The organism is Kitasatospora sp. NPDC058048 (genome assembly GCF_042885555.1).
GTDB classification, from domain to species: Bacteria; Actinomycetota; Actinomycetes; order Streptomycetales; family Streptomycetaceae; genus Kitasatospora; species Kitasatospora lactacystinica.
The window spans coordinates 40,547-64,803 of record NZ_JBHVRT010000003.1; the positions used below are offsets into that span (position 1 = coordinate 40,547).

Here is a 24,257-nt window from a genome sequence, read left to right on the forward strand (position 1 = left end):
CTGCTACACCCACGTCCTGGGACGGGCACGGTTGGCCCGTTCCACCATCTCGATCCTGATCTCGGCCCGGTCGGCCAACCGGGCGAGTACCCGGTAGGACTGTTCCAGGGCGAAGCGCAGTTCCCGCTCCTGTGCGGGACGTCCCAGTACCACCAGGTCGGTGGCGCGCCGGCCGGCGGCCGCCTCGGCGCCGACCCAGCCGAGGGCCGCGTCGAGCACCTCGACCGCGAGCTCCTCGCGGCGGCGGGAGTCCAGCCGCAGCGCGGTCAGCTGCGCGGAGCTCGCGCCGAGGTCGACGGCCAGGTCGTCGGTGGCCGGGCGCTCGCGCAGCCGGGCCCGGACGGCGGCGATCCGGGCGGCCGTGTACTGGTTGGAGGTGGCCGGGACGGTCTCCAGGACGCGGACCGCGCCGGTCCGGTCCTCCTCGGCCAGCCGGACCCGGGCCAGCCCGAAGGCGGCGCTCAGGTAGGCGTGGTCGGTGGCCCACACCAGTCGGTAGAACTCGGCCGCGTCGCCGCCGTCGGCGAGCAGTTCGGCGCAGATGGCGAGGGCCAGCTTGGGGGCGGCCTCGCCGGGGAAGGCGTCGTAGACCGCGTCGAAGGCCTCCGCGGCGGCCCGCAGCGCTGCGACTCGCCCGCTCGCCTCCGGGCGCTCCTGGCCCGGCGCCGACGGTCGTCGCTCCGTCGCTCCTGCGTCGCTCCCGCGCTCCTCGCTCTCGGTGCCGACGCGCCCTTCGGTTCGGGGCGGGGCCCCGCTGCCGACCAGCGCGGTCAGGCCGCGGTACCAGACCACCCGCCAGTCGTCCGGCTGGTCCTGTTCCAGTTCGGCGAGGCGGCGCACGGCGTCCGGGTGGCGGCCGAGTTCGAGCAGGGTGCGCAGTTCGCGCAGCCGGCTCTCGACCGAGACGGTGGGCGCGGCGGCCAGCGCGGCGAGCGTCTCCTCGGGGTCGGGGGTGACCAGGACGGCCAGGAAGCCGGCGTTGGGGTCGCCGGGGTCGACCCGGGGGACGGGCAGCGCGAGGGCGGCGGCGGCCGGGTCCAGGGGGGCCACCCGGAGCTGTCCGGCCTGTTCGGTGGGCAGCACCAGCTCGGTGTCGACGACGCGCAGTTCGGGGCCGAACAGGGTGGACGGCGCGGGCCGGGGCCGGTCGTCCTGGAGGGCCATGATCTCCCGCAGCACGCCGGTGAGCTGGTCGGCCATCTCCTCGGCGGAGGCGAAGCGGCGGGCCGGGTCCGGGTCGGTGGCGCGGACCAGGAAGCGGTAGTAGGACTCGTACCGGGCGAAGGCCTCGACCTGCTCGGGGCCGGGCAGCGAGTCGCGGTAGGTGCCGCTGTAGCCCTGGAAGTCGAAGGTGAGCACCGCGAGGGTGCGGGCCACGGTGTACAGGTCGGAGGCGACGGAGGGGCCGTCGGTGGCGATCTCCGGGGCCTGGTAGCCGATGGTGCCGTAGATCGGGCCGTCGTCGTCGAGCCGGCGGACCGCGCCCATGTCTATGATCTTGAGCGTGTCGCCGCTCTGGATCACGTTGTCGATCTTGAAGTCGCAGTACACCAGGCCCCGGCCGTGCAGGTATCCCAGGGCCGGCAGCGCCTCCAGCGCGTAGGCGATCGCCTGCTCGACCGGCAGCGGCTCGCGCCGGCCGTCCGCGGTGCGGCGCTCGTTGGCGATGTCCTTGAGCGACTTCCCGCCGACGTACTCCATCACGATGTAGCCGTCGGTGGCGCCGGTGCGCAGGTCCGGGTGCTCGGCGAAGTTGATGATCCGGACGATGTTCGGGTGGTCCACCTCGGCCAGGAAGCGCCGTTCGGCGACGGCCACCGCGAGCGCGTCCTCGTCGCCGGTGTCCAGCAGGCCCTTGAGCACCACCCACTTGTCGTTGACCCGCCGGTCCACCGCCAGGTAGATCCAGCCGAGCCCGCCGTGCGCCAGGCAGCCCACCACCTCGTACTGCCCGCCGACCAGGTCGCCGCGGCGCAGCTTGGGCGTGAACGAGTACGGCGTGCCGCACTTGGTGCAGAAGCCGTCCGGGCGGCCCGGGCTGCCGTTCTTCTCCCGGCCCACCGGGGCCTCGCACTTGGAGCAGAACCGCTTGCGCTCGGGCACCTCGGGGTTGGCCAGCACGGCCCGGGACGGGTCGGCCGCCTCGACGGTCGGCACGGTGACCAGGCCGGCGCCCAGCCGGCTGCGGGTGCCCGCGGTGCCGCCGCCCCGGGTGGAGCGGACCGACAGCGAGCGGCCGCTGCCGGTGCGGGTGGAGCGGTGCGAGCGGGAGCGGCCGGACATCGTACGGGCCGAGCCGGTGCGGGCCGACATCGAACGGGCCGGGCCGGTGGGGCCGTGGCCGGAGCCGGGGGAGAGCCGGGCGGAGGGGACGTACGGCTGGGTGACGCCGGTGTCGCCGCCGGGCGGGGTCAGGCCGCACTCGTCGCAGTAGCCGTCCGGGTCGATGGTGCCGGAGCAGTCGCGCGGGCAGGGCGAGCCGGGGCCGGCGGAGGCCGGTGCCCCGGTTCCCGGTGCTCCCGTCGCTGCTCCCGTCCCCGCGGTCCCCGTCGTCGCCCCCCCGGGCGTGGCGGTGGCCCTGGCCGCCGGGGCCAGCCCGCACTCGTCGCAGTAGCCGTCGGCGTCGATCCTGCCGCTGCCGGAGCACTCCGGCCGTTCGCACGTCCCGCCCATCAACCTCAGCCCCCCTGAACCTCTCCGTCGGCCGGCGGCCGGCCGGCCGCCTCCTGACCCTGCCCGGTTCCGGCCTCGGTGTGGGCCGGCCGCAGCGACTGCTGGAACCGGGCCACCGCGGCGGCCGCCGCCCGCAGGTCGCAGGGCGCGCTCCACAGCAGCCAGCGCGCCTTCTCGTACCGCTCGATCACTTCCGGGTCCTCGGAGACCCGCAGCCGGGCCGCCATCGCCTTGTAGGCGTCCAGCCGGCCGCGCAGCTCGGCCCGGACGGCCAGCGGCTGGGTCACCTCGGTGAGCGACTGCCGGGCCCGGGTCAGCTCCTTGGCGGCGGCGTCCTCCAGCGTGTCCAGCAGCGGCGCCAGCCGGCCCCACTGCCCGGCCTGGCGCAGGTCCAGCGCCGCGACGATCCGCTCGCGCAGCGCCGAGGTCGGTCCGGGCACCGCCGGGACGTCGCTGGACGCTATCTTCGCCAGCACCTCGCCGCGTGCCCGGCGGGCCTCGGCCAGGGTGGCGTCGGCCCGCTGGAGCAGGTCGCCGACGCCCTGGAGGCGGTCCTCGGCCTCGTCGCGCAGCCGCAGCAGGTCCTCCAGCTCCAGCCGGACGCCGTCCAGTGCCCGCCCGGCCCGGTCGAACCGCTCGGTGTCCACCACCCCGGCCGGGCCGGCGAAGGCCGAGCCCTCCGGGACCGTGCCGCGCTGGGCGGGCACCCGGGCCGGGCGCCACAGCGCCAGCGGGTCCCCGCGCACCTCGGTGCGCAGCTCGGTGAGGTCCTTCTCGAGGCCGGCCAGGTCGTCGCCCAGCGGGTGGGCGCCGGTGCGCACGCCGAGCGAGGCGGCCAGGGTGCGCACCCGCTGGAGCTCGGCCAGCAGCAGGTCGATCCGGGCCGGCAGCGCCGACCAGACCGCGTCGGCGGCGCTGACCACCTCCAGCACGGTGGCGTACCAGGAGTTCATCCGGGTCATCAGCGCGTCCAGGCTGATCCGTTCGACCAGCTTGGCGGGCGCGCCGAGCACCTGCGGGCCGTCCGGCACCACCCCGCCCGGGACGGTCACCGCGTCGCCGGTCAGCAGTTCGCTCAGCTCGGCGAGTTCGGGTGTGCCGGGCTTGGTCTTGCGGGCCCGGACGGCCCGGGCCGAGGCCAGTGCCTCGGAGTAGCGGTCGAACAGCGCCCAGAGCAGCGGCAGTCCCTTGCCGGCGACCGACCAGCGCTCCAGGGTGCGCCCGGACAGCTCGGCGCCGTCCAGCAGCCGCAGGCCCGGGTGGTCCTGGAGGGCGAGCAGCGCCGATTCGACCGCGTCCCGCTCCGCGCCGAGGCGGGCGAGCGCACGGTCGACCTCCTCCCGGCTCAGTACCGGGCCAGCCGATGCCGCCACCGCGGTGTCCTTCCTTCCTCGCGTGCGATCCCGACGTACCTGACGTGCTCGACGTACCGGACGTGCGGTCCCACGACAACCCCCGTGTCCACCACCGGTCTCCCCGTGGTGATCGTCCCGAACCCTAGCCGGTGGCCGTTCGGGCGGAGCGGGCGCGGGGCGTCAACGTGCCGTCGAACGCCCCGCTGACGGATCGTGCGCCACCTCCCCCGCGCCGTCCCGCGCGCCGTCTTGCGCCGTTCCGCACGCCCGCCCCCGGACCTGCCCCGACGCCGGATCAGTGCGGTGCGGGCCAGTAGTGCTCGGCCTCGTTGAGCATGTACGGCTTGAGCCAGTGTTCGTACGAACGGGTCCAGTCGCCGCGCGCGTAGTAGTCGGCCAGGACCTGGTTGACCCGGGCGGTCAGGTCGGTGCTGTCCTTCAGCATGGCGACGCCGATCACCTCCGGCTGGGCCTCGCCGTCCACGATCCGCACGGTCTGGTCCTGTGCGGCCTGGCCGGCCGCCAGGCCGTTGTCGGTCATGGTGGCGTCGACCTTGCCGAGCTGCATCAGGACCAGGCAGTCCAGCTGGTTCTCCACCGTGACGACCTGCCGGGCGGTCTTCTTCTCCTTGACCACGGTCTGCGCGGTGGAGCCGTCGGCGGCGCAGACCGCCTTGTCCTTGATCGCGTCGTCGATGTTCTTCGCGGGCGACGACTTCGGCACCAGGACGCGCTGGCTGATGTTGAAGTACGGCTTGGAGAAGGCGACGTCCTCCATCCGCTTGCAGTTGATCGTCATGGTGCGGACGATCAGGTCGACCCGGCCCTTCTTGATGGCGTCGATCCGGTCGGCCGTGGCCACCGGCTTGAGCACCACCTTGTCCGGGTCGCCCATGACGGCCGCGCCGATCGCCCGGGCGAGGTCGATGTCGAAGCCCTCGATCTGGCCGGTGTTCGGGTTGCGGGCGCCCCAGCGGTAGCTGTTCTGGTCCACGCCGATCACCAGGCTGCGCCGGGCCTTGACGGCCTTCACGGCCGGGCCGTCGTCGCTGCTCGGCGGCACGCTCCGGTAGACGTCGCAGCCGTCGGCCTGGTCCTGCTGCACGGCCAGCGGCGCGGCGGTCGTGGCCGCCGGCGCGGCGCCGACCGGGCCGCCCCCGGTGAGCACGGCCGTGCCGGCCGCCAGCAGCGCGAGCGCGGCGGCGGTCCTGGTCCTTCTCCTCGATCCGCTGGATCCTCTGGTGCGCATTGCGTCTCCCCCTCTGCCCGTCACCGGTACTCGGCCAGTCGCCGGCCCAGGCCCCGCAGCGCGGCGGTCGCGGCCACCAGGCCGAGCAGCGCGGCGGCGACGGCGGCGGCGCGCAGGTCCCCGCCGGTGCCCCCGGCGGCCTTGTCGAAGCGGTCCTGCTCGATGTCGGCGGCCCGGGCGAGCGCCTTGTCGGTGGCGTTGAAGGCGGCGTCGGCGGTGGCCGCGTCGCCCTTGGCCGTCACGGTGGCCTCCAGGGCGCCCTGGTAGTCGGCGCTGTCGACCTCCAGGGTTCGGGCGGCGTCGTGCCGCCGGCGCCACTCGTCGAACTGCTTCGAGGCGTCCACGACGCTCGGCACGGCGGCCGACGGCGCCAGCCGGACGGCCTGCGGCAGGGAGCCGTTGGACCGGTCCGGCGGGAGGTCCTTGGCCCCGGCCAGGTGTTCGGTGGCCTTCGCCCACTGGTCGGCGTACTTGGTGGTCGAGCCGCGGGCGACGAAGTGCAGGTTCTCCGCCAGCCGGGCGGTCAGTACGTCCACCCGGGCGGTGTTGAGCGCCCGCAGCGGGGCCGCGCCCTCGCGGTTGCTCCGCTGGAGCGCCGAGCTGGTGGTCAGCCCGGTGACGGTGAGCCACAGGGCGCCGGACAGGACGGCGGCGGTGGCGCCCAGCAGCCCGATGTTGAACACCCGGTTGGTGCGGCGGAACAGCGTCAGCTGCACCCAGGCCAGCGCGGCCAGGGCGACCAGCGCCAGGCCGTACGCCGCCCACGGCACCGCTCTGGCCTCGGCGTAGTCGTCGGACAGCTCCCGGTTCTCGACGGCGGCCAGTTCGGCGGCGGTCGGCAGCAGGACGGTCTGCATCTGCTCGGAGGCGTACCGCAGGTAGGCGCCGCCGAGCGGTATGCCCTGCCGGTTGTCGGCCCGCGCGGTCTCCACCAGGCCGGCGTACACCGGGAGTTGCTGGTTCAGTCGGGCGAGCGAGCCCTGCGCGGGCGAGGTCGCGGTGGTCCGGGCGGCGGCCTGGGCGATCAGCTTGGCGGCGGTGGCGATGTCCTGCTCGTAGCGGTTGCGGACCTCGTCGGGCTCGGCGCCGGCCAGCAGGAAGCCGCTGGCCGCGGTGGTGGCGGCGTCGGCCAGGTTGCGGTGGATCTCGGCGGCGTCCCGGCTGAGCGGCTGGCTGTACGAGACCACCCGGTCGGCGGCCTGGGCCCTGGTCTCCAGTTGCCAGGCGGTGAGCCCGCCGAAGGCCACGGTGAGCACCGCGAGCACCACGCCGGCCAGCCGCAGCCGACCGGGGGGTGTGCGGGTGGCCTGCGCGAGCCGGGCGCGCACGCCGGTGGCGACGGCCGTCGGAGGGCGCTTCGCGGGCGCCCCGCCGGGTCTGGGCGCTGGGGGCGCCCCGCCGGACTTCGCGAGCGGGGCCGATCCGGGGACGGCCGGTGCGGCCGGTGCCCCCGGTGCGGCCGTCGCCACCGCCGCGCCCGGCGCCCCCGGCAGCTGGTTCGGCCGTGCCGGGAACGCGGCGCCGGACGCGCCGCTGCCTACTGGTGTTGCCACCCGCCTCATCCTCCCCTGGGGCCGGGCCCGTCCCCGGGGCCCGACCGATGGCAGCAGTATGGCCGTGACTCCCCCCGGCCACACCTGACTTGCGCCGATCTTGAGCATGTCGTGCACGTTCCCGGGACGGCCGGTACCACTGGTGCGGCCGGTACCGTTCGTGCGCCCTTGCCGTCGGTCCGGCCCGGGCCGCTCCCACCGGTCGTCCCGAGAGGTGGCGAACCGTCCGACGCGGGCCGCACCCTACGCGGTTCCCCCGGTCGGGCGGAGCGCGGGGGTCCGGTTGAGGGCGCGCAATCCCGGGTGCGGCGACCCCTCGCTCCGTACGATGGAGGTATGCGCCTGCTTGGAACGATCTCGCCCGACCGCCCGCTGCTCGTCGTCGCCGTGCGCGAGGAGGCCGCCCACCTGGACGACCGCCTGCCCGTGCTGCTCACCGGGATCGGGAAGGTCAACGCCGCCGTCGCGCTGGCCACCGTCCTCGCGCAGGGCGAGAAGCCGTCCGAGGTGATCAACCTCGGCACGGCCGGTGCGCTGCGCCCCGGCTGGGAGGGCACCCACCACGTGGTCCAGGTGATCCAGCACGACCTCGACACCGCCGCCCTGCACGCGCTCACCGGGCGTGAGTACGGCGCCCCGCTGGTGATCGGCAAGGGAGACGGCCCGGTGCTGGCCACCGGGGACCTCTTCGTCTCCGACGCGGCCGCCCGCGACCGGCTCGCCGAGCACGCCGACCTGGTGGACATGGAGGGCTACGCCGTCGCCACCGTCGCGCACCGGGCCGGGCTGCCGGTGCGGCTGGTCAAGCACGTCAGCGACGAGGCCGGGGACGGTGCGGAGCACAGCTGGAAGGAGGCGGTGGACGACTGCGCCCGGAAGCTGGCCGACTGGGTGGTCGCCCAGGGCTGGTGACGCCTGCTCAAGGGGGCGCCTGCTCAAGGGGCGCCTGTTCAAGGGGCGCCTGCTCAAGGGCGGCGTCTGTTCAGGGGGCGCAGGGGTGTGGAACGGGGTGGGAGGGCGACGGCCCTCCCACCCCGTTCCGTGCGCCCGCGCGTCACTGCTTTCGGAAGTCCGTGAGGTCCAGGGCCGCCAGCCGCTCCGGGTCGGTGAGCACGTCGATCGCGACGATCGCGCCGTCCACCACGGTGAAGGCCATGACCGACAGCGCCCGGCCGTTGTCGCCGACGACCACCGCGCCGGCGGTGCCGTTGACCAGTGCCGGGCGGGCGAACGGCGACAGCGTGCCCCACAGGACGGCCTGGCCGGCCACCGTGCCGGCGCCCGAGAGCACCACCGTGTGCCGGGCCATCGCCGTGCCGCCGTCCGAGCGCAGCACCACGTCCGGGTCGAGCACGGCGACGAGCGCGTCCAGGTCGCCGTTGCGGGCGGCGGCGAAGAAGGCGTCCACGGCCCGCCGCTGCCGGCCGAGGTCCGGGTCGGGCGCGGGCGCCTGCCCCTGCACCTTGCGCCGGGCCCGGCTGGCCAGCTGGCGGGTGGCGGCGGCGGTCCTCTCGATCAGTGGGGCGATCTCCTCGAAGGGCACCGCGAAGAGGTCGTGCAGCACGAAGGCGACCCGCTCGGCCGGTGACAGCGACTCCATCACCACCATCAGCGCCAGCCCGACCGAGTCCGCGAGCATCACCTCCTGCTCCGGGTCCACGACGCCCTCACGCCGCAGCAGCGGGTCCGGGATGCGCGGCGGGCCCGGCTCGCCGCCCGGCCCGGCGGGTTCCAGCGGCTCCTCGCGGCGCTGGGCGCGGGTGCGCAGCAGGTTCAGGCAGACCCGCGAGACCACCGTGGTGAGCCAGCCGCCGAGGTTGGCCACGTCGGCGGTGTCGGTGCGGTCGTAGCGGAGCCAGGCCTCCTGGAGGGCGTCCTCGGCCTCGCTGATCGAGCCGAGCATCCGGTACGCGACGGCGCGCAGGCGCGGGCGCTGCTCCTCGAAGAGCGCGGCCCGGGCAGAGCTCTCGTCCACCTTCTCGTCCACGTGTCACATTCCTTCGTCGCCGGGGGTCAGGGCAGCAGGAGCCACCCAACAACGGCCGCGGCGGGGAGATCAACTCCCGGCCCGGGACGAAACGGAGACGATCATGACGAAGCACAGCGTGCTGGTCACCGGCGGGACCGGAACCCTCGGCCGGCAGGTGGTCCCGCTGCTGCGCGCGGCCGCAGCCGCCGGCACCTGCCGCTGCGGGTGCCGGGCAGGGGCGGGCGGGCGTACCGGGCGGGGGAGAACCTGGCCCCGGCGGGGGGCCGAGCACGGGCGGCGGACCTGGGAGGAGTACCTGGCGGAGCGGCTGGCGGGCCGAGGAGTGTCCGTAGCGGTCCGTAGGGTGGCCGCCATGTCCCTCCTCGATGCGATCCGCGCCGCCGCCGCCGACTCCGCCGCCGCCGACTTCCTGGCCTGGCCGGGCGACTTCTCCCTCGACGTCTACGAGCACGGCGAGGCGGTCGTGCTCGCCTCGGGCGCGGCCCTGGAGCCGGTGGCCAAGGACGGTGCGGGCGGCACCTTCTTCCTCTGCGGGGAGGGCGGCGAGGAGCGGCCTGTGCTGTACGCCGATTCCGAGGGCGGCGCGGCCCTGCTGGCCGTCGGGGTGCCGGAGCTGGTCCGGCTGCTGCTGGCGGTGCCGTGGTGGCGGGACTGCCCGCGGTTGACGGTCGAGGAGAGCACGAGGGCGGCGGAGGAGTACCTGGAGGACGAGCCCGACCTGCTCGCCGACCGGGACGCGGCGGCCGCCGCGCTCGGGCTCGACGTCCCCTCCCCGGCCGAGGCCCTGGCGCGGCTGCGGGAGCTCGCGCTGGGCTCCGGGGCCTCGTACGTGCTGCTCAACGCGGAGGAGGGCACCGCGTACGAGCCGCTGTTCAGGCCTTAGCCGCCCGGAGCACCTGCTCCGTCGTCACGACCTTGGCGAAGCGCATCGCGTGCAGGGTGGTGGCCGTGGCGCGGGCGAGGTCGGCGGCGGGGACGGTGGTGCCGTCGGGGCCGGTCATGTCGAAGGAGTGCATGGCGTCGACGGGGAAGACCGCGTCGTAGCCGAGGTTGCCGGCCATCCGGGCGGTGGTCTCGTTGCACACGTTGGTGATGATCCCGGTGACCACCACCTGCCGGGCGCCGCGCTCCTGGAGCCAGGCGTGCAGGTCGGGGGTGCCGTAGAAGGCGCTGTTGACGGTCTTGGTGATGTGCAGGGCGGGGGTGACGTCGGCGACGAAGTCCTTCAGCCCGTGCCCCGGGGTGCCCTCGGCGAGCGGGCCGGCCGGGGAGGTGTGCTGCACGGTGACGATCGGGCGGCCGGTGGCCTGCCAGGCGGCGATCAGCTCGGCCATCCGCTGCTCGGCCCGCGGGTTGTCGCGGGGGCCCCAGAAGGCGGTGTCCTCGAAGCCCTTCTGGACGTCGATGAGCAGCAGGACGGCGTCCTGGTCGAGGGTGAGGGGGGCGTCGAAGGCGTCGGTGTTCGTCATGCCGTCCATGGTGGTCGGGGTCGCCGGGCGGGCGTGATGGGCAGCGGGGCCACCCATCGATAGGTTCCTGCCATGCGAACGGTGGGTTGTCTGATCTTCGACGGTGTCCGGGCCTTCGACTACGCGGTGATCGCCGAGGTGTGGGCGAACCGGACCTCCCGGCCCGGCCTGCCCGCCTTCGACCTGCGGGTCTGCGGGCCGGAGGGCGCCCGGGTGCGGCTGGGCGGCGGGCTGGAGCGGGTCCCCGACCACGGGCCGGCGGCGCTGGCCGCCTGCGACCTGGTGGTGGTGCCGGGCGTCGAGGATCCGGCCGCCCGGCGCGGCCCCGAGATCCTGGACGCCCTGCGGGCGGTGGCCGCCGCCGGCGTCCCGGTCGCCTCGCTCTGCGCGGGCGCCTTCGTCCTCGCCGAGGCCGGCCTGCTGGACGGCCGGGAGGCCACCACCCACTGGGCGCTCGCCCCCGAACTCGCCCGCCGCTTCCCGGCGGTGACGGTCCGGCCCGAGGTGCTCTTCACCGGCGGCGACGGCCTGTGGACCTCGGCGGGCGTCGCGGCGGGCATCGACCTCTGCCTCCACCTCGTCCGCACCGCCCACGGCCAGCAGGCCGCCGCGGCCATTGCCCGCGCCATGGTCACCGCGCCCTTCCGGGCGGGCGGCCAGGCCCAGTTCATCCCGTCCCCGGTCCCGGCCGCCGCCGGTGACGATCCGCTGGCCCGGCTGCGGGCCGAGGTCGCGGCCTCCCTCGACGCTCCCTGGACGGTGCGCCGGATGGCCGCCGCCGCCCTGATGTCCGACCGCACCTTCGCCCGCCGCTTCACCGCCACCACCGGGACCACTCCGATGCGCTGGCTCCTCGACCAGCGCGTCCTCACCGCCCAGCGGCTCCTGGAGGAGACCGACCTGCCCGTCGACACCGTCGCCACCCGCTGCGGCTTCGCCTCGGCGGTCTCCCTGCGGCCGGTCTTCACGGACCGGGTGGGCGTCGCCCCGAGGGAGTACCGCCGGGCCTTCCGCGGCCGCGAGGAGGGGTAGCGCGGAGGGCGTGGAGGCAGGGAGGGCCGGGCGCGGGCCGGCGGGGTGGCGGCCCTCGGCGCCGCCACCCCCCGACCGCCCTCAGGCCGTGGCGGCTTCGCGCAGGCGCTTCTTGTCCGGCTTGCCGACGGGCGTCAGCGGGATCTCGTCGACGAGGTGGAGCGCCTCGGGGGCGAAGATCCGGCCCTTGCGCTCGGTGACGAAGGCGCGGAGCTCGTCGAGCCGCGGCCGCTGCCCCGGGGCGGGGACGACGGCGACGTGGACGTGCTCCGTCTCCTGGTCGTCGCGGACGCCGAAGACCGCGCAGCGGGCGACGGTCGGGTGGGTGAGGAGGAGGTCCTCCACCTCGGACGGGTAGACGTGCCCGCCGACCACGATGATCAGGTCCTTGACCCGGTCGGAGAGGTAGAGGTAGCCGTCCTCGTCGAAGTAGCCGACGTCGCCGGTGTTCAGCCAGCCGTCCCGCAGCACGGCGGCGGTGAGGTCGGGCCGCTTCCAGTACCCGGCCATGATGCCGTCGGAGCGCAGGTGGACCTCGCCCTGTTCGCCGGTCGGCAGGTCGGTGCCGTCGAGGGAGCGGATCGCCACCTCGACGCCAGGGACGGGCCGGCCGACCGGGACCTGGGCGCTGTCGGGGCCGATCCGGGCGTGCTCCTGCGGGGTGAGGCAGGAGATCAGCTGCGCCTCCGACATCCCGTAGACGCCGACCAGGACGGGCCCGAACACCTTGAGCGCCTCGCGGATCCGGGTCGGCGAGGCGGCGCTGCCGCCGTAGATGATCTGCCGCAGGCTGGACAGGTCGGTGCGGCCGACCGCCGGGTGGTCGAGCAGTTGGTGGAGCAGCGCCGGCAGCACCCAGAGGTCGGTGATGCGTTCGCGTTCGACGGCGGCCAGGACCGCGCCGGGGTCGAAGGAGCGCTGGAGGACCACCGTGCCGCCGCGCTGGAGGGTCAGGTCGGACATGATCCCGGCGAGGTGGGCGAGCGGGGTGGCGGCGAGGAGGCGGGGCGCGCCGTCGACCGGGTCGCTGCCGACCGGGGCGTCGAAGACGTGGCGGTAGGGCCCGTGCAGGCTGAGGATGCCCTTCGGGATGCCGGTGGTGCCGCCGGTGTGGCGGATGCCGAGGTCGTCCTCCGGGCCGATCCGGACGTCCGGCGGTTCGGCGGGGCGGTGGGCGGAGGCGGCGATGACGTCCTCGCCGAGGGCGCCGGGGGCGTGGTCGGCCGGCCCCGGGCCCAGGGTGAGGACGGTGGGCCCGTCGAGCAGCGGGAGCAAGCGGGCGGCCGAGGCGTACCGTTCGGCGTCCACGAGCAGGAGCGTCGTGTCGACGCTCGCCGTGATCTCGGCCAGGACCGGCTCGCTCATGCCGTCGTACAGGTTCACCACCCGGGCGCCCGCGAGGCCGGCCGCGTACCGGGCGACGAGGGCCTCGGGGGTGTTGCCGGTCAGCAGGGTCACGGTGGTGCCGAGGGCGGCGCCCCGGGCGATCAGCTCGTGGGAGAGGCGGTAGGCGGCGGCGGCGAGGTCGCCGGCGGTGATCCCGGCGCCGTCGGCGGTGACGACGGCCCGCCGGTCGGGGTCGGAGGCGAGGGACCGGAGGATCAGGGCGGGGCCGCTGACGAACTCCGCGCCGCCCATGGCTACTTCTTCCTTGCAGTTTGCAACCATGGCCACAGGCTAACCCCACCCGCACCGTCGTACCGGGGATGTTCTGCCGGTAATTGGCCTGAACACATCTGCAACGGCGCATTCATGACGACGCGTCATGTCGATGGCTCCGCCCGCGTCGCGCGCGCCGCCCGCGTCGCCCGCGTCGCCCGCGTCGCCCCGTCCGGGTGAATCGCGCGGGGGTCCGGCGCGCCGCCCCGCTCAGAACGCCGCCGGGGGCCGCAGGGCGAGGTCGGTGGCGGCGGCCCAGTGCTCGGTGGCGGCGGTGACGATCACGCAGCCCTGCTGGGAGGGGAGCCGGGGGACGAGGGCGCTGCGGCAGCCGTGGCTGTGGTGGACCTCCACCGGGACGCGGACGCCGTGGAGCAGGACCTCGCCCGGGGTGGGCGGGCCGTCGAGCGGGGCGAGGTGGGTGCGCGGGTCGAGGCGGTCCGAATTCGCCAGGAAGGTGGAGAGTTGGGACTGCGGGGTGGTGAGGGAGCCCACCCGGTGGCCGGCCGGAACGGGGCGCGAGGTCTGGACGACGGCGACGAGTTCGCCGTCCAGGTGGTAGTTGAGGTCGAGGTGGCAGAGGTAGCCGCCGGAGGAGAGCCGCCCCAGCAGGAAGGACCACCCGGGCGGAGCGGCGCGGAGTGCGGCGATCTGCTCGCCCCACTCCTCGGCGGTCTCGCGGTGGGTCGGTATGCGGATGCTGCGCGGGCGGGTGTCGCGGAACAAGGGCTTCCCCCAACGAGTGGCCTGCGAATAGTCGTTGGGACGAGTATGCGGGTGTCGCGAGGCGGTTCGGGGGCGGACCGGTCGGTAGGCTCGGGGCGCGGCCCAGAAGTGATCCGTTCCGGACGGGGAGTGATCCGTGGCGACGTACGTTCTGATCCATGGCGCGGCGGCCGATGCCTGGTACTGGGGGCCGCTGGCAGCCGAGTTGCGCGGGCGGGGTCACGAGGTGGTCGCGCCGGACCTGCCGTGCGACGACGACGCGGCCGGGCTCGCCGAGTACGCGGACGCGGCGGTGGCGGCGGTGGCGGCCGTCGGGGACCGGCCGGGCGAGCGCGTGGTCGTCGCGCACTCGTTCGGCGGCTTCACCGGCCCGCTGGTCTGCGCGCGGATGCCGGTGGACCTGCTGGTCATGCTGCACGCCCAGGTGCCGGCGCCCGGGGAGACACCGGGCGCGTGGTGGGAGAACACCGGCTACTGGGCGGCCCGCCGCGAATCCGACCGCAGCAGGGGCGTGGCAGAGGGCGCGGAGGAGGACGAACGCGCCCTGTTCCTGCACGACACCCCCGCTGCGCTGGCCGAGGAGCTCCTCGCGAAGCACGAGCGGCGGCAGTCCGCGACCCCGTTCGGCACGCCGTGGCCGCTGGAGGCCTGGCCGCAGGTCCCGACCAGGTACCTGCTGGCCGCCGGCGACCGGTTCTTCCCGCCCGCGTTCCTGCGGCGGCACGTCGAGGAGCGGCTCGGCTTCCGCCCGGACGAGATGCCGGGCGACCACCTCCCCATGCTCGGCCACCCGCAGGAGCTGGCCGAACGCCTGGAGGCCTACCGGGCCGGGCGGTAGGCCTCCAGGCGTTCGCGCGGGAAGTCGGCCGGGCCGACTTCCCGCGCGAGCTGTGAGCGGTGACGGGCCGTGGGGCTGCCCCGCCGGCCGGTGCCGGTGGGCCGCCCCGGGGCTTCGTCCTACCTGGGCTTGTGCATGATGGCGCCGTTGGCCTCGATGAAGCCGATGTAGTAGAGCACGGCCGCGATGGTGGCGACGGTGTGGCCCATGATGGAGATGGTCGCCGTGGACGGGTCGTTGCGGGCGTTGCGGATGAACTCGCTGATCTGCCCCCACTGGTTCTCCACGTTGGCGGCGAGGATGTTGCCGCGCACCGAGTCGAAGTAGTTCAGCGGCCGGTTCCGGTTGGGGTCCTGGATGTTGCCCCGGACGACGTCGAAGACCACGCCGAAGCGTGCCGCCTCCGAGAAGATCTGGATCGCCGTCAGCAGCGCCCGGCCCGTGGCGTCGTTGTACGCGGTCGCGCGGCCGAGGGTGCGCATGGCGTTGTAGATGTGCTCGGGGCTGAGGACGAGGCTTCCCCGCTCGTTGCCGCCCGGGATGTTGCTGTAGTTGCCGCTGGCGATGCGGCGGTTCGCGGGCACCGTCACGCCCAGCGCGTTCTGGAACTCGCCGAGCCGGTCCTGGAACGCCCAGTGGGAGTTGGTCTGCGGGGCGTAGAAGCCCGCGACGTAGAGGTCGTTCGCCCAGAGGTAGACGGAGACGAGGTGGACGTTGTTGGTGTCGAGGACGCGTACCTGGATCAGGCGGCCGTGCTCGGTGGTGGTCTCGGTGACGCCGTTGAGGCCGGTCGAATCGCCGTAGGTGTACCGGTGGATGGCGTCGATGAGGTTCCAGTAGTTCTGGTGGTTGGTGTTTCCGCCCGCGGTGATGTTCGAGATGTGCCAGTCGATCACCTGGTAGTTGGTCGCGGACGCGGTGCCGCTGAGCGTCGTCACCAGGCCCATCGAGATGGCCAGGGTCAGCAGGGCGGAGCAGAGTTTCTTCAGCACGGTCTTCTCGGTTCTCCTCCGGATCGAGGGTGGGGCGGCCTTGTCGCGCCACGAGGCTAGGACCCACCGGGCCGGCGAATTCCGCTGTCCGTGCACCGCCGTGCGTCCGAGAACGCACGGGAAGTCGGCTGGGCCGACTTCCCGCGCGGCGGCGGGGGATCAGGGGGTGGTGGCGGGCAGGCCGGCGCCGTCAGAGCTCGTCGCGGTTCCAGTCCCCGTTGTCGGAGTGGGCGTGGCCCATGGTCATCTGCACGTACCAGCGCAGGTTGCTGAGATTGTCGACCCTCCCGACGGTCGGGATGTCGACCGGGGTCGCGTTCTGGCCCGCCGAGGCCTGGTTGTAGAAGCGGGACAGGGCGTCCCAGGAGTTCTCCAGGTACTGCTGCTGGATCGGCAGGTTACGGACGGTCCAGTCGTTCATCACCGCGCGGAAGGTGCCCTCGACGTCGTTGAACCGGGCGGCCTCGGAGAGGGCCTGGATCATCAGGCTCAGCGACCGGGCGGTCGCCTGGCGGTTGCCCCACGGGTTGTTCTCGCCCGCCAGGTGCAGGATGGAGCCCCGCATGTCGTTCCAGCTGATGGGCAGGGCCTCCCGGCCCCGGCCGGCTGCCGTGGACAGCGAGTTGTAGTTGGAGCCGAAGTTCAGGGTCTGGACGTTGTGGTTGACCGGCGGCGCCGGGGTGGTGGTCTCCGAGATCCGTGACTGCAGGGCGTTGTTGAGGTCGTTGAACTGGTAGGTGTCGCCGTTCTGGTTGGAGTAGCCCCACAGGTAGAGGTTGGAGGGGTTGATCCAGAGGTCGGTGTGGCGGCGCTGGCCCTGGTCGTTGAGCGCGGTCAGCGAGACCTGGACGAGGCCGACGTCCTCCAGCTGCGTCTCCTGTGCGTTGTAGCCCGACACCGCGGCCCGCAGGCTCGCCAGGAATGTGGAGTACCGGATCCGCTCGTCCCCGCTGGGGCCCTCCGACAGGTCGAACCAGACGTGGGACATGTGGCGCCACTCGGTGCGGGCCTGGGCGGTTCCGGCCCCGCCGAGCACGCCGGTGAGGACCATGCTCAGGCCCATGCCTGCCAGGAGTGCCGAGCGGATCCGTGTGCGGACGGTGGTGTGCCTCTTCATCTTCTTCTCTCTTGCCTGGCGGGTCCGGAGGCCTGACGGCGGGTCGGATCCGGGAGCGACACCGGGGGTGCCGCGGTGGTTCTTCCGGGCAGCATCGTGGCACGGGGAACCCTGTCCGGATCATGTCAATCCGGCCGCGACTGCGACCCGCGGCCGGATGGATCGGACGGTCGATCGGGGTGGGCGCGGGTGGGGTGGAGAGGCGGCTACCGGCTGCATTTGCGATGGTCAAGTCGCTTGACATCGCGCTGAGTTGATCGAAGATCGGCACGGCGCGCAAGGTCGGTTCGTGAGGCAGGCCCCTGGCCCCGCCGCCCGGGGACGGGCGTGCCGTCGCGCGCGGTCGCGCGCCTCCGCAGCTGTGCCGGTTGGGCACAGAGGCGGGCGCTGGCGGTCAAGCCGACGGGACCGTTCGGCCGGCCTCTCCTCGCGGCGGAAGTCACCGTGCCGGCGGGCTCGGCTGTCAGCGGATCGCCCTGTGCCCAAGTGCGCGCAGTCGGCCGAGCGCACAGGAAGTCGGCGGGGCCGACTTCCTGTGCGGGGCTGCGGGCGGGGGCGGTGGTGGGGGCGGTGGCGGCCAGGCCGGAGGGGCGTGGCTGCCACCGCGCGGGAGCCGTTACGGAACGGTCAGGCTTCGGTGGGCAGGAGCGCGGCGAGTTCGGCCAGGACCCGGGCAGCCGGCGCCGGGTCGACCAGCCACTTCAGGTGGCTGCCGGGGAGCGTGCGGACGTCGTAGGGGTTCTCCGGGTTGAGGGCGTCGCCCTCGTGGATCATCCGGTCCTGCATGGCGAGCGGGATGCTGGTGTCGTCGGCCAGCCGCACGTAAGTCTTCGGGATGCGACCCCAGGTGTCGGCCTGGGCCCGGTCGTCCGGGGTGCCGGTGTCGAGGTTCTCGTCGGGCTGGAAGGTGTTGAGGAAGACCATGAACTGGTCGTCCGTGCCGTCGGCGAGGAAGGCCGCCTTGAAGCCCGCGAGGATGCCGGGGTCGGCGGTGCGGAAGTTGACGCGCAGCAGCCCGAGTTCGGCGGGGTTGCCGATGAGCGCCGCCGCCAGCCCCGCGGCGTCGGCCGTGGCCATCTCGGGCTCGGCGTAGTAGGCGCCGACGGGGAGGTCGACGGGGGCCCAGGCGGAGACGTAGACGAGGCGGTCGATCAGGTCGGGCCGCTGGTTGGCCGCGACGGTGGCCGTCAGACCGCCGCGGCTGTGGGAGACGAGGACGACGGGCCCGTTGCGCTTGGCCCGCTCCAGGATCCCGACGAGGTGCGCGACGTTGTCGGCGAGGGTGACGCCCTTGATGGCGCCGGGCGCGGTGGCGAGCCCGTCGAGGTCCTGCGGCGCCTGGTAGGCGGCCGGGTACGTCGCGGCGAATCCGTGCCCCGGGAGGTCGACGGCGACGGACCGGTGCCCGAGGAGGCCGAGTTCGGCTTGAAGCGGCGCGAAGGAGAAGGAGTTCGCGAAGGCTCCGTGGACCAGGACGAACGTCGGTTGCATCTGTCTGCTCACTTTCTGACCTCCGTGCGTCGGCGGCATGCGCGTCGCACGGGGGCAGCCGTCGAACAGCTGCCCAACTGTTCGACGGCACACAGTACTCAGCGAATGATCATCGCACTACCCGGAAAGGCCCTTCGCGGCCTGGGTGCGGCAGTGGGTGAGGGCGTACTTGAGGCGGGTGTCGGGGTTGGGAGCGGTGGTGAGGAGTTCGCCTGCGGTGACGAGGGCGGTCCAGTAGGTGGTGGGGTTTCCGGTGCGGGGCATGGGTCGGGCGGCGGCGAGGGAGAGGTAGGCGGCGGTGAGGTTGCCGGTGGTGAACCAGCGGTGCAGGCCGTGCTGGTGGCCGGGTCGGATGCCGCCCATGGCGTCGATGGCGACGAGGAAGTGGTCGACGACCTTGAGTTCGGTGTCGGTGAGGGAGGCGGGGACGTCGAAGACGCCGAGGGCTTCGAGGAGTTCGCCGGTGTCGGTCTCGGAGTTGGGCCGGGGGTTGGCGAGGAGGGCGTCGTGGCACTCGTGGAGGCGGCGGAGGGTCTCGGCGAGGGGGATGGTGAGGGCGAGGCAGACCGCGCGCGCGGAGGGCACCGGCTTGTGGGTGCGGCGGGCGAGGAGGGCGTAGGTGTCGGCGGGGGTGCGGCCGCGGGAGAGGGCGTGGCCGGCGAGGGTGGTGAGGTGCATGGGGGTGTGCTTTCAGGCGGTGACGAGGGCGGGGCCGGGGGCGGGGGCGACGAGGGCCCAGACGAACTTGCCGATGCCGCCGGGGCGGTTGGCGCTGCCCCAGCGTTCGGCCAACTCGTTGACGAGGAGCAGGCCTCGGCCGTGCTCGTCGTCGGGGGTCGGGGCGTGGAGGGTGGGGTGGTCGGTGCCGGCGTCGTGGACTTCCAGGCGCAGGCGGGAGCCGGTGACGGTGAAGCGGACCTCGATGTGGCAGTCGTCGGGGGCGTCGGAGTGCTGGACGGCGTTGGCGAACAACTCGCCGAGCAACAGTTCGGCGGTGTCCGAGTACCGGTCTCCGGAGGGGAGGGCGGAGAGGTAGGCCTGGAGCAAGTACCGGGCCAGCGGCGTGGACTCGATACGGGAATCGAGGCGCGCGACGAACATGCGGGGGCGACGGTGCGTTTTGAGCATGGGGGTACCTCGGAGGGGGCGGAGGGGGGAGTGCGACAAGAGCGCACGCATTCACGCTGCGCATGCAGATGATTGCGTTCCGGTATCAATGATCGGCCCGTGGGAGTACGGTGACGCCCAGATCCACGTGTTGAGCACGTGACGCACAGCTGGGAGCAGTGATGGCACACCGGAAGATCAAGCGCGGACCGACGGCGAGCTCCGCGATCATGTTCGGCGAAGAGGTCCGCTATGCGCGCGAGTTGGCGTGCCTCACCCAGGAGGAGCTGGGCAAGCTGCTCCACCTCGACCGGACGGTGATCTCGCGGACGGAGAGTGGGCGGCGGAAGCCCTCGGTCGAGGAGGTCGAGGAGCTCGGGCAGTTGCTGAACACCGGCGACCTGCTCATGCGGCTGTACGGGCGGGTCGACTGGAACGCGTCGATCGAGCACCCGGATTGGTTCCAGGAGCGCGCCGAGCTGGAGGCCGTCGCGGTCGGGCTGCGGGTGTACCAGGCCAGCCTGATTCACGGCCTGCTGCAGTGCTGGCAGTATGCGCATGCGCTCTTTGCCAACGGTGCTGCGGTCCTTGGCCCGAAGGAGATCGAGGAGCGAATCCGCGCCCGACTCGGTCGGCAGAGCCGTTTTCTCGTGCCCGATGGGCCGCTGTTGCTCGTCATTCTCGATGAAAGCGCTATCCGTACAGCGGTGGGCGGGCCGAGTGTGATGAGAAGTCAGATGGAACATCTGCTGAGGGTGGCCCAGCTCCCGAACGTCATCATTCACGTGGCGCCGTTCTCGAACCGGCGGGTTGTCTTCAACGCCGCTATGGTGTTGTTGGAGCTGCCGGACGGAGAGCGCTGGGTCTACTCGGAGAGCATCGATCGGGGACATCTGAGTGATGCCTCCGACACCGTGGCCAAGCACCAGCGTCGCTATGATCAGCTCCGTGCCGAATGCCTGTCAGAGGCTGACTCGCTACGGCTGATCGCCGATGCGCTGGAGGGTTACAGAGATGATGAGCAACGAGCTCGCCGCAGCCGCCTGGCGGAAGAGCAGCTACAGCGGGGACAACGGCGGCGACTGCGTGGAGGTAGCCCCCGGATTCCCCGGCCTCGTTCCGGTGCGTGACTCCAAGGACCCGCAGGGCCCGGCCCTCGTCTTCCCCGACTCCTCGTGGGGCTCGTTCATCAGCGCCGTCCGGGCCGGTGAGTTGCCGATCGAGGGCTGATCCACTCCTCCACACCCCTCGGGGCGGGGCGCCGACCGGCGCCCCGCTCCGCCGCGTCTCCTGCCCCGGCTACTTCGCCTTCGCCCGGTAGGCCCGCTTCTTCACCAGCGCGCCACAGGTCTTCATCGAGCACCAGCGCCTCGCGCCCGCCCGGGACGTGTCCACGAACGGCGTTCCGCAGTCCGGGTTTCCGCAGATGCGGACGCGCGTCCGCTGCTCCGATCCGCAGAGTTCGATCAGGTCTCGCGCGACCATCGACAGCACCGCCGCCACCCCCTCCCCGTCCCACTGCACGGACTCCGCATCCGCCGAGAGCGCGGGCACCGAAGTCGGTTCTGCCGCCGCCCCGTTGACCACTGCGACGTCCTCGTGATCAGCCGGCGCGCCCTCCGCCAGTGCGACGCCGATCCGCTGGATCGCCTCGCGCAGCCGCCGCGCACCCTCCAGTTCGGCCTCATTGCAGCTCGGCGCCACCGTCGTGCAGCCGCTCTCCACGCCCCACCGGCTCAGGTCCTCCGGCCCGGCCAGCCGTTCCACCTGCACGTCCTTGCCGCGGTCGGCCAGTGTGCCGGCGAAGGCGAAGCACAGTCGTGCGTCGTCGAACCGGAAGTCGGTCCTGGCGCGCTGGCGCCCTTCTCGTCGGCCGTCCCCATCGCTCATGTCCACCACTCTATGCGGTTGACACGACTCCTCGCCTCCACATAGCTTCCAAGTCCACCGCTTCAACCGGTGGACATTTACCGAGGAGGTCGCGTCCATGCGCGCCGCAGTCATCGAAGAACTCCACAAGCCCCTCGTCGTCCGCGAGGTGCCCGACCCGGTCTGCCCGCCGGACGGCGCGATCGTGCGCGTCGGCGCCAACGGCATCTGCCGCACCGACTGGGCCCTGTGGGCCGGGGACTTCTGGACCGGAGGGCCGCAGGTCCAGCCCCCGTTCGTGCTCGGCCACGAGTTCGCCGGCACCGTCGTGGAGGTCGGCCGGGACGTCCGCGACTGGCGGGACGGTGACCGCGTCATCTTCCCGATGAACCCCGGCGAGGGGTCCTGCGAGATGTGCCGCAGCGGCAACCAGCACGTGTGCGAGCACGTGGACTCCCTCGTGCCCGGGGTGTCCTACTGGGGCGCCTTCGCCGAGTACGTCATGGTCCGCTTCGCCGACGTCAACCTGGTCCGGGTTCCCGACACCGTCGGCTTTGTCGATGTCGCCGCCCTCGCCTGCCGCTACATGACCGCCTTCCACGGCGTCGTCGACCAGGCCCGGGTGCGCGGCGGCGAATGGGTCGCGGTGTACGGGGCCGGCGGCGGCATGGGGCTGTCCACGGTGGAGATCGCCGCGGCCACCGGCGCCAACGTCATCGCGATCGACATCTCCGACGAGAAGCTGGAGGCCGCGCGCGCCCTCGGCGCCGTCCACACCGTCAATGCGGCCGTGGACGAGCCGACCGAGGCCGTCAAGACCCTCACCCGGGGCGGCGCCCACGTGTCCGTCGACGCCGTCGGGATCGCCGAGGCCTGCCGGAACTCCGTGCTCTCCCTGCGCACCCGCGGCCGCCACCTCCAGCTCGGGCACACCACCGGCGCCGAGCGCGGCGACGTCCCGCTGCCGATCGACGTCATGATGGTCAAGGAACTGGAGATCCTCGGTGCCTTCGGCATGCAGGGGCAGCGGTTCGGCACGATGCTCAACATGATCGAGACCGGCCGCCTCAACCCCGGCAGGATCGTCACCCGCACCGTCGGCCTCCACGAGGCGGGCTCGGTGCTGGAGTCCCTGGAGACGTACGGGCCGACCGGTGTGGTCGTCATCGACGAGTTCCGGGGCTGAGCGGCCATGGCAACGGACACCACCGGGCCCGCCCCCCGCCTGCTGATGGACCCGGAACTGCGCCGGGCCCTCGACGGCGTCCCGATGACCCCCCACGGCGCCTTCGACCTCACCGACATCGCCGCGACCCGCGAGACCCTCCGCTCCTTCGCCGCGGCCGTCGCCGCCGCCGCGCCCGACGAGCCGGCGGTCACCGTGGAGGAACACCTCGCGAGCCGGGCGGACGGCGGACCGGACGTGCCGGTCCGCCTGCTGCGGCCCACCACCGCGACCGGGCCGCTGCCGGTGCTGCTCTGGTTCCACGGCGGCGGACAGGTGCTCGGCTTCGCCGCCCAGGACGACCCCTGGCTCAAGCAACTGGCCGCGCGGCTCGGCTGCGCCGTCGCCGCCGTCGACTACCGGCTCGCCCCCGAGACCCCCGCCCCCGGCGCCGCCGAGGACGGCCACGCCGCCCACCGGTGGCTCGTCCGCGAGGCGTCCGCGCTCGGCCTGGACGGCGCCCGGATCGGCATCGCCGGCCAGAGCGGCGGCGGAGGGGTCGCGGCGGCCACCGCCCTGCTGGTCCGCGACCGCGGCGGCCCGGCGCCGCTGTTCCAGGCGCTGATGTACCCCATGCTCGACGACCGCGACCGGACCGCGTCCAGCCGTGAGATCACCGACATCGGCATCTGGGACCGCGCCACCAACCGCCTCGCCTGGCAGGCGGTCCTCGGCGACCGCGCCGGCACCGACGACGTCAGCCCGTACGCCGCCCCCGCCCGCGCGGAGGACCTCGCCGGGCTGCCGCCCACCTTCATCGCGGTCGGCGAACTGGACTGCTTCCGCGACGAGGACCTCGACTACGCCATGCGCCTGCGCGCCCACGGCGTCCCGGTCGAACTCCACCTGTACCCCGGCGCGTACCACGCCTTCGACCTGTTCGCGCCCGAGTCGCAGCTCGCGGAGAGCTTCCAGCACACCTGGACCGGCTACCTCGCCCGCCACCTCCGGGCCCCGACGCCGTAGCCCGCCCCGGCCGCCGCCCCGCGCCCTCCCCGCGTGCGGGGCGGCTCCCGCCCGTTCGCCCCGGGGTGGTCGGAGGCACCCCACCAGATGGTCTATAGTTTTCCTCATCACCCAGATGCGCGGGTGGCGGAATAGGCAGACGCGCTGGATTCAGGTTCCAGTGCCCGAAAGGGCGTGGGGGTTCAACTCCCCCCTCGCGCACAGCGAACGGCCGGTTGATCTTCGGATCGACCGGCCGTTTTGTCGTCCGGAGAAGTAGGTGGCCCCTCACGGGTTCGTGAGGGGCCACCTGTGGTGAGGGGAGCTGACCGGAAGTGCACGACAGGATCATCGAAATGATGGACGCACAACGTCGAGCGAAGGGGTTCCGGACGCTCGCCGAGACGGCCGCCCTCGCCGGGACGAACACCGTCCTCGACCCGTTCTCGACGCTGATCGCCACCGAAGCCGTGATCGGAGAGGGCAACACCTTCTTCCCCGGCGTGGTGGTCCAGTGCGACGGCGGGACGTGCTCCATCGGCAGTGGCAACACCTTCCACCCGTCCACGCTGATCGCCGCCGCCGACGGCGGAAGGGTCGTCGTCGGCGACGGGTGCTCGTTCGGGCCGGGCGGCGTCCAGGTCAAGGCCAACCAGCCCGGATCGGTCCTGTCGATCGGCGACCGCGCGCGGCTGCTCAACGGCGCCGAGATCGTCGGCTCCAGCACCATCGGCAACGGCGCCCAGATCATCGGCGCCATCTCGGCCCAGAGCGTCCGGCTGGCAGGGGGCGACGACTTCACCGGGCCCGACCCCGACCGCCGTGGTGCCGTGCTCAAGGGGGCGGGACTCGCCCGCGGGATCCGGCTCGAAGCCGGCGACGTCGTGAACGGCCTCGGCGACTTCGCCACGGCCGCCGTCGAGCGCCAGCTCGCCTACCACCCGCGGGGCAAGTGATGGACAGGGCG

At 73.4% G+C, this 24,257-nt stretch carries 23 protein-coding genes and 1 tRNA gene; 10 read left to right on the forward strand and 14 right to left on the reverse strand.

Features of this window, described 5'->3' with window-relative positions; all coding sequences use genetic code 11:
* Positions 1-3: 3 nt before the first annotated feature.
* From ACFVVA_RS03975 to ACFVVA_RS03990, 4 genes are all read right to left on the reverse strand, one after another.
* Positions 4-2,673, reverse strand: a complete 2,670-nt coding sequence (locus tag ACFVVA_RS03975; protein ID WP_387685435.1) for a tetratricopeptide repeat protein — start codon at positions 2,671-2,673, stop codon at positions 4-6.
* Positions 2,674-2,678: 5 nt separating this feature from the next.
* Positions 2,679-4,046 carry a hypothetical protein gene (locus ACFVVA_RS03980; protein WP_387685437.1) on the reverse strand — a complete coding sequence of 456 codons (1,368 nt, stop codon included), beginning with the start codon at positions 4,044-4,046 and terminating at the stop codon, positions 2,679-2,681.
* A 277-nt stretch (positions 4,047-4,323) separates the two neighbouring features.
* On the reverse strand, positions 4,324-5,277 hold the full coding sequence (locus tag ACFVVA_RS03985) for a glutamate ABC transporter substrate-binding protein (protein ID WP_387685440.1): 954 nt from the start codon (positions 5,275-5,277) through the stop codon (positions 4,324-4,326).
* Between the two features lie 20 nt (positions 5,278-5,297).
* A complete protein-coding gene (locus ACFVVA_RS03990) occupies positions 5,298-6,830 on the reverse strand; it encodes a hypothetical protein (RefSeq protein WP_387685442.1) in 1,533 nt (510 codons plus the stop codon).
* Positions 6,831-7,166: 336 nt separating this feature from the next.
* Here ACFVVA_RS03990 and ACFVVA_RS03995 point away from each other — a divergent pair, with 336 nt between their 5' ends.
* Complete coding sequence (locus ACFVVA_RS03995) at positions 7,167-7,742, forward strand: nucleosidase (protein WP_359906674.1); 576 nt, start codon at positions 7,167-7,169, stop codon at positions 7,740-7,742.
* A gap of 142 nt (positions 7,743-7,884) precedes the next feature.
* Here ACFVVA_RS03995 and ACFVVA_RS04000 read toward each other — a convergent pair whose 3' ends face one another.
* Positions 7,885-8,805: a sigma-70 family RNA polymerase sigma factor gene (locus ACFVVA_RS04000; RefSeq protein WP_387685887.1), complete on the reverse strand. Its 921-nt coding sequence runs from the start codon at positions 8,803-8,805 to the stop codon at positions 7,885-7,887.
* A 367-nt stretch (positions 8,806-9,172) separates the two neighbouring features.
* Between ACFVVA_RS04000 and ACFVVA_RS04005 the strand changes: the two genes are divergently transcribed.
* Entirely contained in the window at positions 9,173-9,703 is a 531-nt protein-coding gene (locus ACFVVA_RS04005; RefSeq protein ID WP_387685444.1) for a hypothetical protein, read from the forward strand.
* On the opposite strand, the gene ACFVVA_RS04010 is transcribed toward ACFVVA_RS04005, so the two are convergent.
* Positions 9,693-10,289, reverse strand: a complete 597-nt coding sequence (locus ACFVVA_RS04010) for an isochorismatase family protein (protein ID WP_387685446.1) — start codon at positions 10,287-10,289, stop codon at positions 9,693-9,695. The two genes, ACFVVA_RS04005 and ACFVVA_RS04010, sit on opposite strands and share 11 nt — an antisense overlap.
* Positions 10,290-10,361: 72 nt before the next feature.
* Between ACFVVA_RS04010 and ACFVVA_RS04015 the strand changes: the two genes are divergently transcribed.
* Positions 10,362-11,321: a GlxA family transcriptional regulator gene (locus ACFVVA_RS04015; RefSeq protein WP_387685448.1), complete on the forward strand. Its 960-nt coding sequence runs from the start codon at positions 10,362-10,364 to the stop codon at positions 11,319-11,321.
* Between the two features lie 81 nt (positions 11,322-11,402).
* Here the strand turns inward: ACFVVA_RS04015 and ACFVVA_RS04020 are convergent, their stop codons facing one another.
* Both ACFVVA_RS04020 and ACFVVA_RS04025 read right to left on the reverse strand, forming a co-directional pair.
* A complete protein-coding gene (locus ACFVVA_RS04020; protein ID WP_387685450.1) occupies positions 11,403-12,989 on the reverse strand; it encodes an AMP-binding protein in 1,587 nt (528 codons plus the stop codon).
* Positions 12,990-13,190: 201 nt separating this feature from the next.
* Positions 13,191-13,706: a hypothetical protein gene (locus ACFVVA_RS04025; protein WP_387685452.1), complete on the reverse strand. Its 516-nt coding sequence runs from the start codon at positions 13,704-13,706 to the stop codon at positions 13,191-13,193.
* A 136-nt stretch (positions 13,707-13,842) separates the two neighbouring features.
* Here ACFVVA_RS04025 and ACFVVA_RS04030 point away from each other — a divergent pair, with 136 nt between their 5' ends.
* Entirely contained in the window at positions 13,843-14,544 is a 702-nt protein-coding gene (locus ACFVVA_RS04030; protein ID WP_387685454.1) for an alpha/beta hydrolase, read from the forward strand.
* A 119-nt stretch (positions 14,545-14,663) separates the two neighbouring features.
* On the opposite strand, the gene ACFVVA_RS04035 is transcribed toward ACFVVA_RS04030, so the two are convergent.
* The 5 genes from ACFVVA_RS04035 to ACFVVA_RS04055 all read right to left on the reverse strand — a co-directional run bounded on the left by ACFVVA_RS04035 (position 14,664) and on the right by ACFVVA_RS04055 (position 19,245).
* The gene (locus ACFVVA_RS04035; protein WP_380357627.1) at positions 14,664-15,536 is read right to left on the reverse strand and encodes a ribosome-inactivating family protein; all 873 of its coding nucleotides are present in this window, start codon (positions 15,534-15,536) and stop codon (positions 14,664-14,666) included.
* 190 nt (positions 15,537-15,726) lie between these two features.
* Positions 15,727-16,653 carry a ribosome-inactivating family protein gene (locus ACFVVA_RS04040; protein ID WP_387685456.1) on the reverse strand — a complete coding sequence of 309 codons (927 nt, stop codon included), beginning with the start codon at positions 16,651-16,653 and terminating at the stop codon, positions 15,727-15,729.
* Between the two features lie 627 nt (positions 16,654-17,280).
* Positions 17,281-18,144 carry an alpha/beta hydrolase gene (locus tag ACFVVA_RS04045; protein ID WP_387685458.1) on the reverse strand — a complete coding sequence of 288 codons (864 nt, stop codon included), beginning with the start codon at positions 18,142-18,144 and terminating at the stop codon, positions 17,281-17,283.
* Between the two features lie 117 nt (positions 18,145-18,261).
* Positions 18,262-18,822 (reverse strand): hypothetical protein, encoded by a 561-nt coding sequence (locus ACFVVA_RS04050; protein WP_387685460.1) that lies wholly within the window; start codon positions 18,820-18,822, stop codon positions 18,262-18,264.
* A 12-nt stretch (positions 18,823-18,834) separates the two neighbouring features.
* Entirely contained in the window at positions 18,835-19,245 is a 411-nt protein-coding gene (locus tag ACFVVA_RS04055) for an ATP-binding protein (RefSeq protein WP_387685462.1), read from the reverse strand.
* A 188-nt stretch (positions 19,246-19,433) separates the two neighbouring features.
* Between ACFVVA_RS04055 and ACFVVA_RS04060 the strand changes: the two genes are divergently transcribed.
* Both ACFVVA_RS04060 and ACFVVA_RS04065 read left to right on the forward strand, forming a co-directional pair.
* The gene (locus tag ACFVVA_RS04060; RefSeq protein WP_387685464.1) at positions 19,434-20,381 is read left to right on the forward strand and encodes a Scr1 family TA system antitoxin-like transcriptional regulator; all 948 of its coding nucleotides are present in this window, start codon (positions 19,434-19,436) and stop codon (positions 20,379-20,381) included.
* Entirely contained in the window at positions 20,338-20,481 is a 144-nt protein-coding gene (locus tag ACFVVA_RS04065) for a DUF397 domain-containing protein (RefSeq protein WP_387685467.1), read from the forward strand. The genes ACFVVA_RS04060 and ACFVVA_RS04065 overlap by 44 nt, the downstream gene beginning before the upstream one ends.
* A 69-nt stretch (positions 20,482-20,550) precedes the next feature.
* Here the strand turns inward: ACFVVA_RS04065 and ACFVVA_RS04070 are convergent, their stop codons facing one another.
* Entirely contained in the window at positions 20,551-21,141 is a 591-nt protein-coding gene (locus ACFVVA_RS04070; RefSeq protein ID WP_387685469.1) for a CGNR zinc finger domain-containing protein, read from the reverse strand.
* Positions 21,142-21,238: 97 nt separating this feature from the next.
* Here ACFVVA_RS04070 and ACFVVA_RS04075 point away from each other — a divergent pair, with 97 nt between their 5' ends.
* The 4 genes from ACFVVA_RS04075 (at position 21,239) to ACFVVA_RS04090 (ending at position 24,246) form a co-directional block, all read left to right on the forward strand.
* Positions 21,239-22,306: an alcohol dehydrogenase catalytic domain-containing protein gene (locus ACFVVA_RS04075; RefSeq protein WP_387685471.1), complete on the forward strand. Its 1,068-nt coding sequence runs from the start codon at positions 21,239-21,241 to the stop codon at positions 22,304-22,306.
* A gap of 6 nt (positions 22,307-22,312) precedes the next feature.
* Entirely contained in the window at positions 22,313-23,311 is a 999-nt protein-coding gene (locus ACFVVA_RS04080) for an alpha/beta hydrolase (protein ID WP_387685473.1), read from the forward strand.
* A gap of 117 nt (positions 23,312-23,428) precedes the next feature.
* Positions 23,429-23,512: transfer RNA gene (locus ACFVVA_RS04085), tRNA-Leu, on the forward strand.
* Between the two features lie 134 nt (positions 23,513-23,646).
* Positions 23,647-24,246: a hypothetical protein gene (locus ACFVVA_RS04090; RefSeq protein WP_387685475.1), complete on the forward strand. Its 600-nt coding sequence runs from the start codon at positions 23,647-23,649 to the stop codon at positions 24,244-24,246.
* The last annotated feature ends 11 nt before the right edge of the window (positions 24,247-24,257 follow it).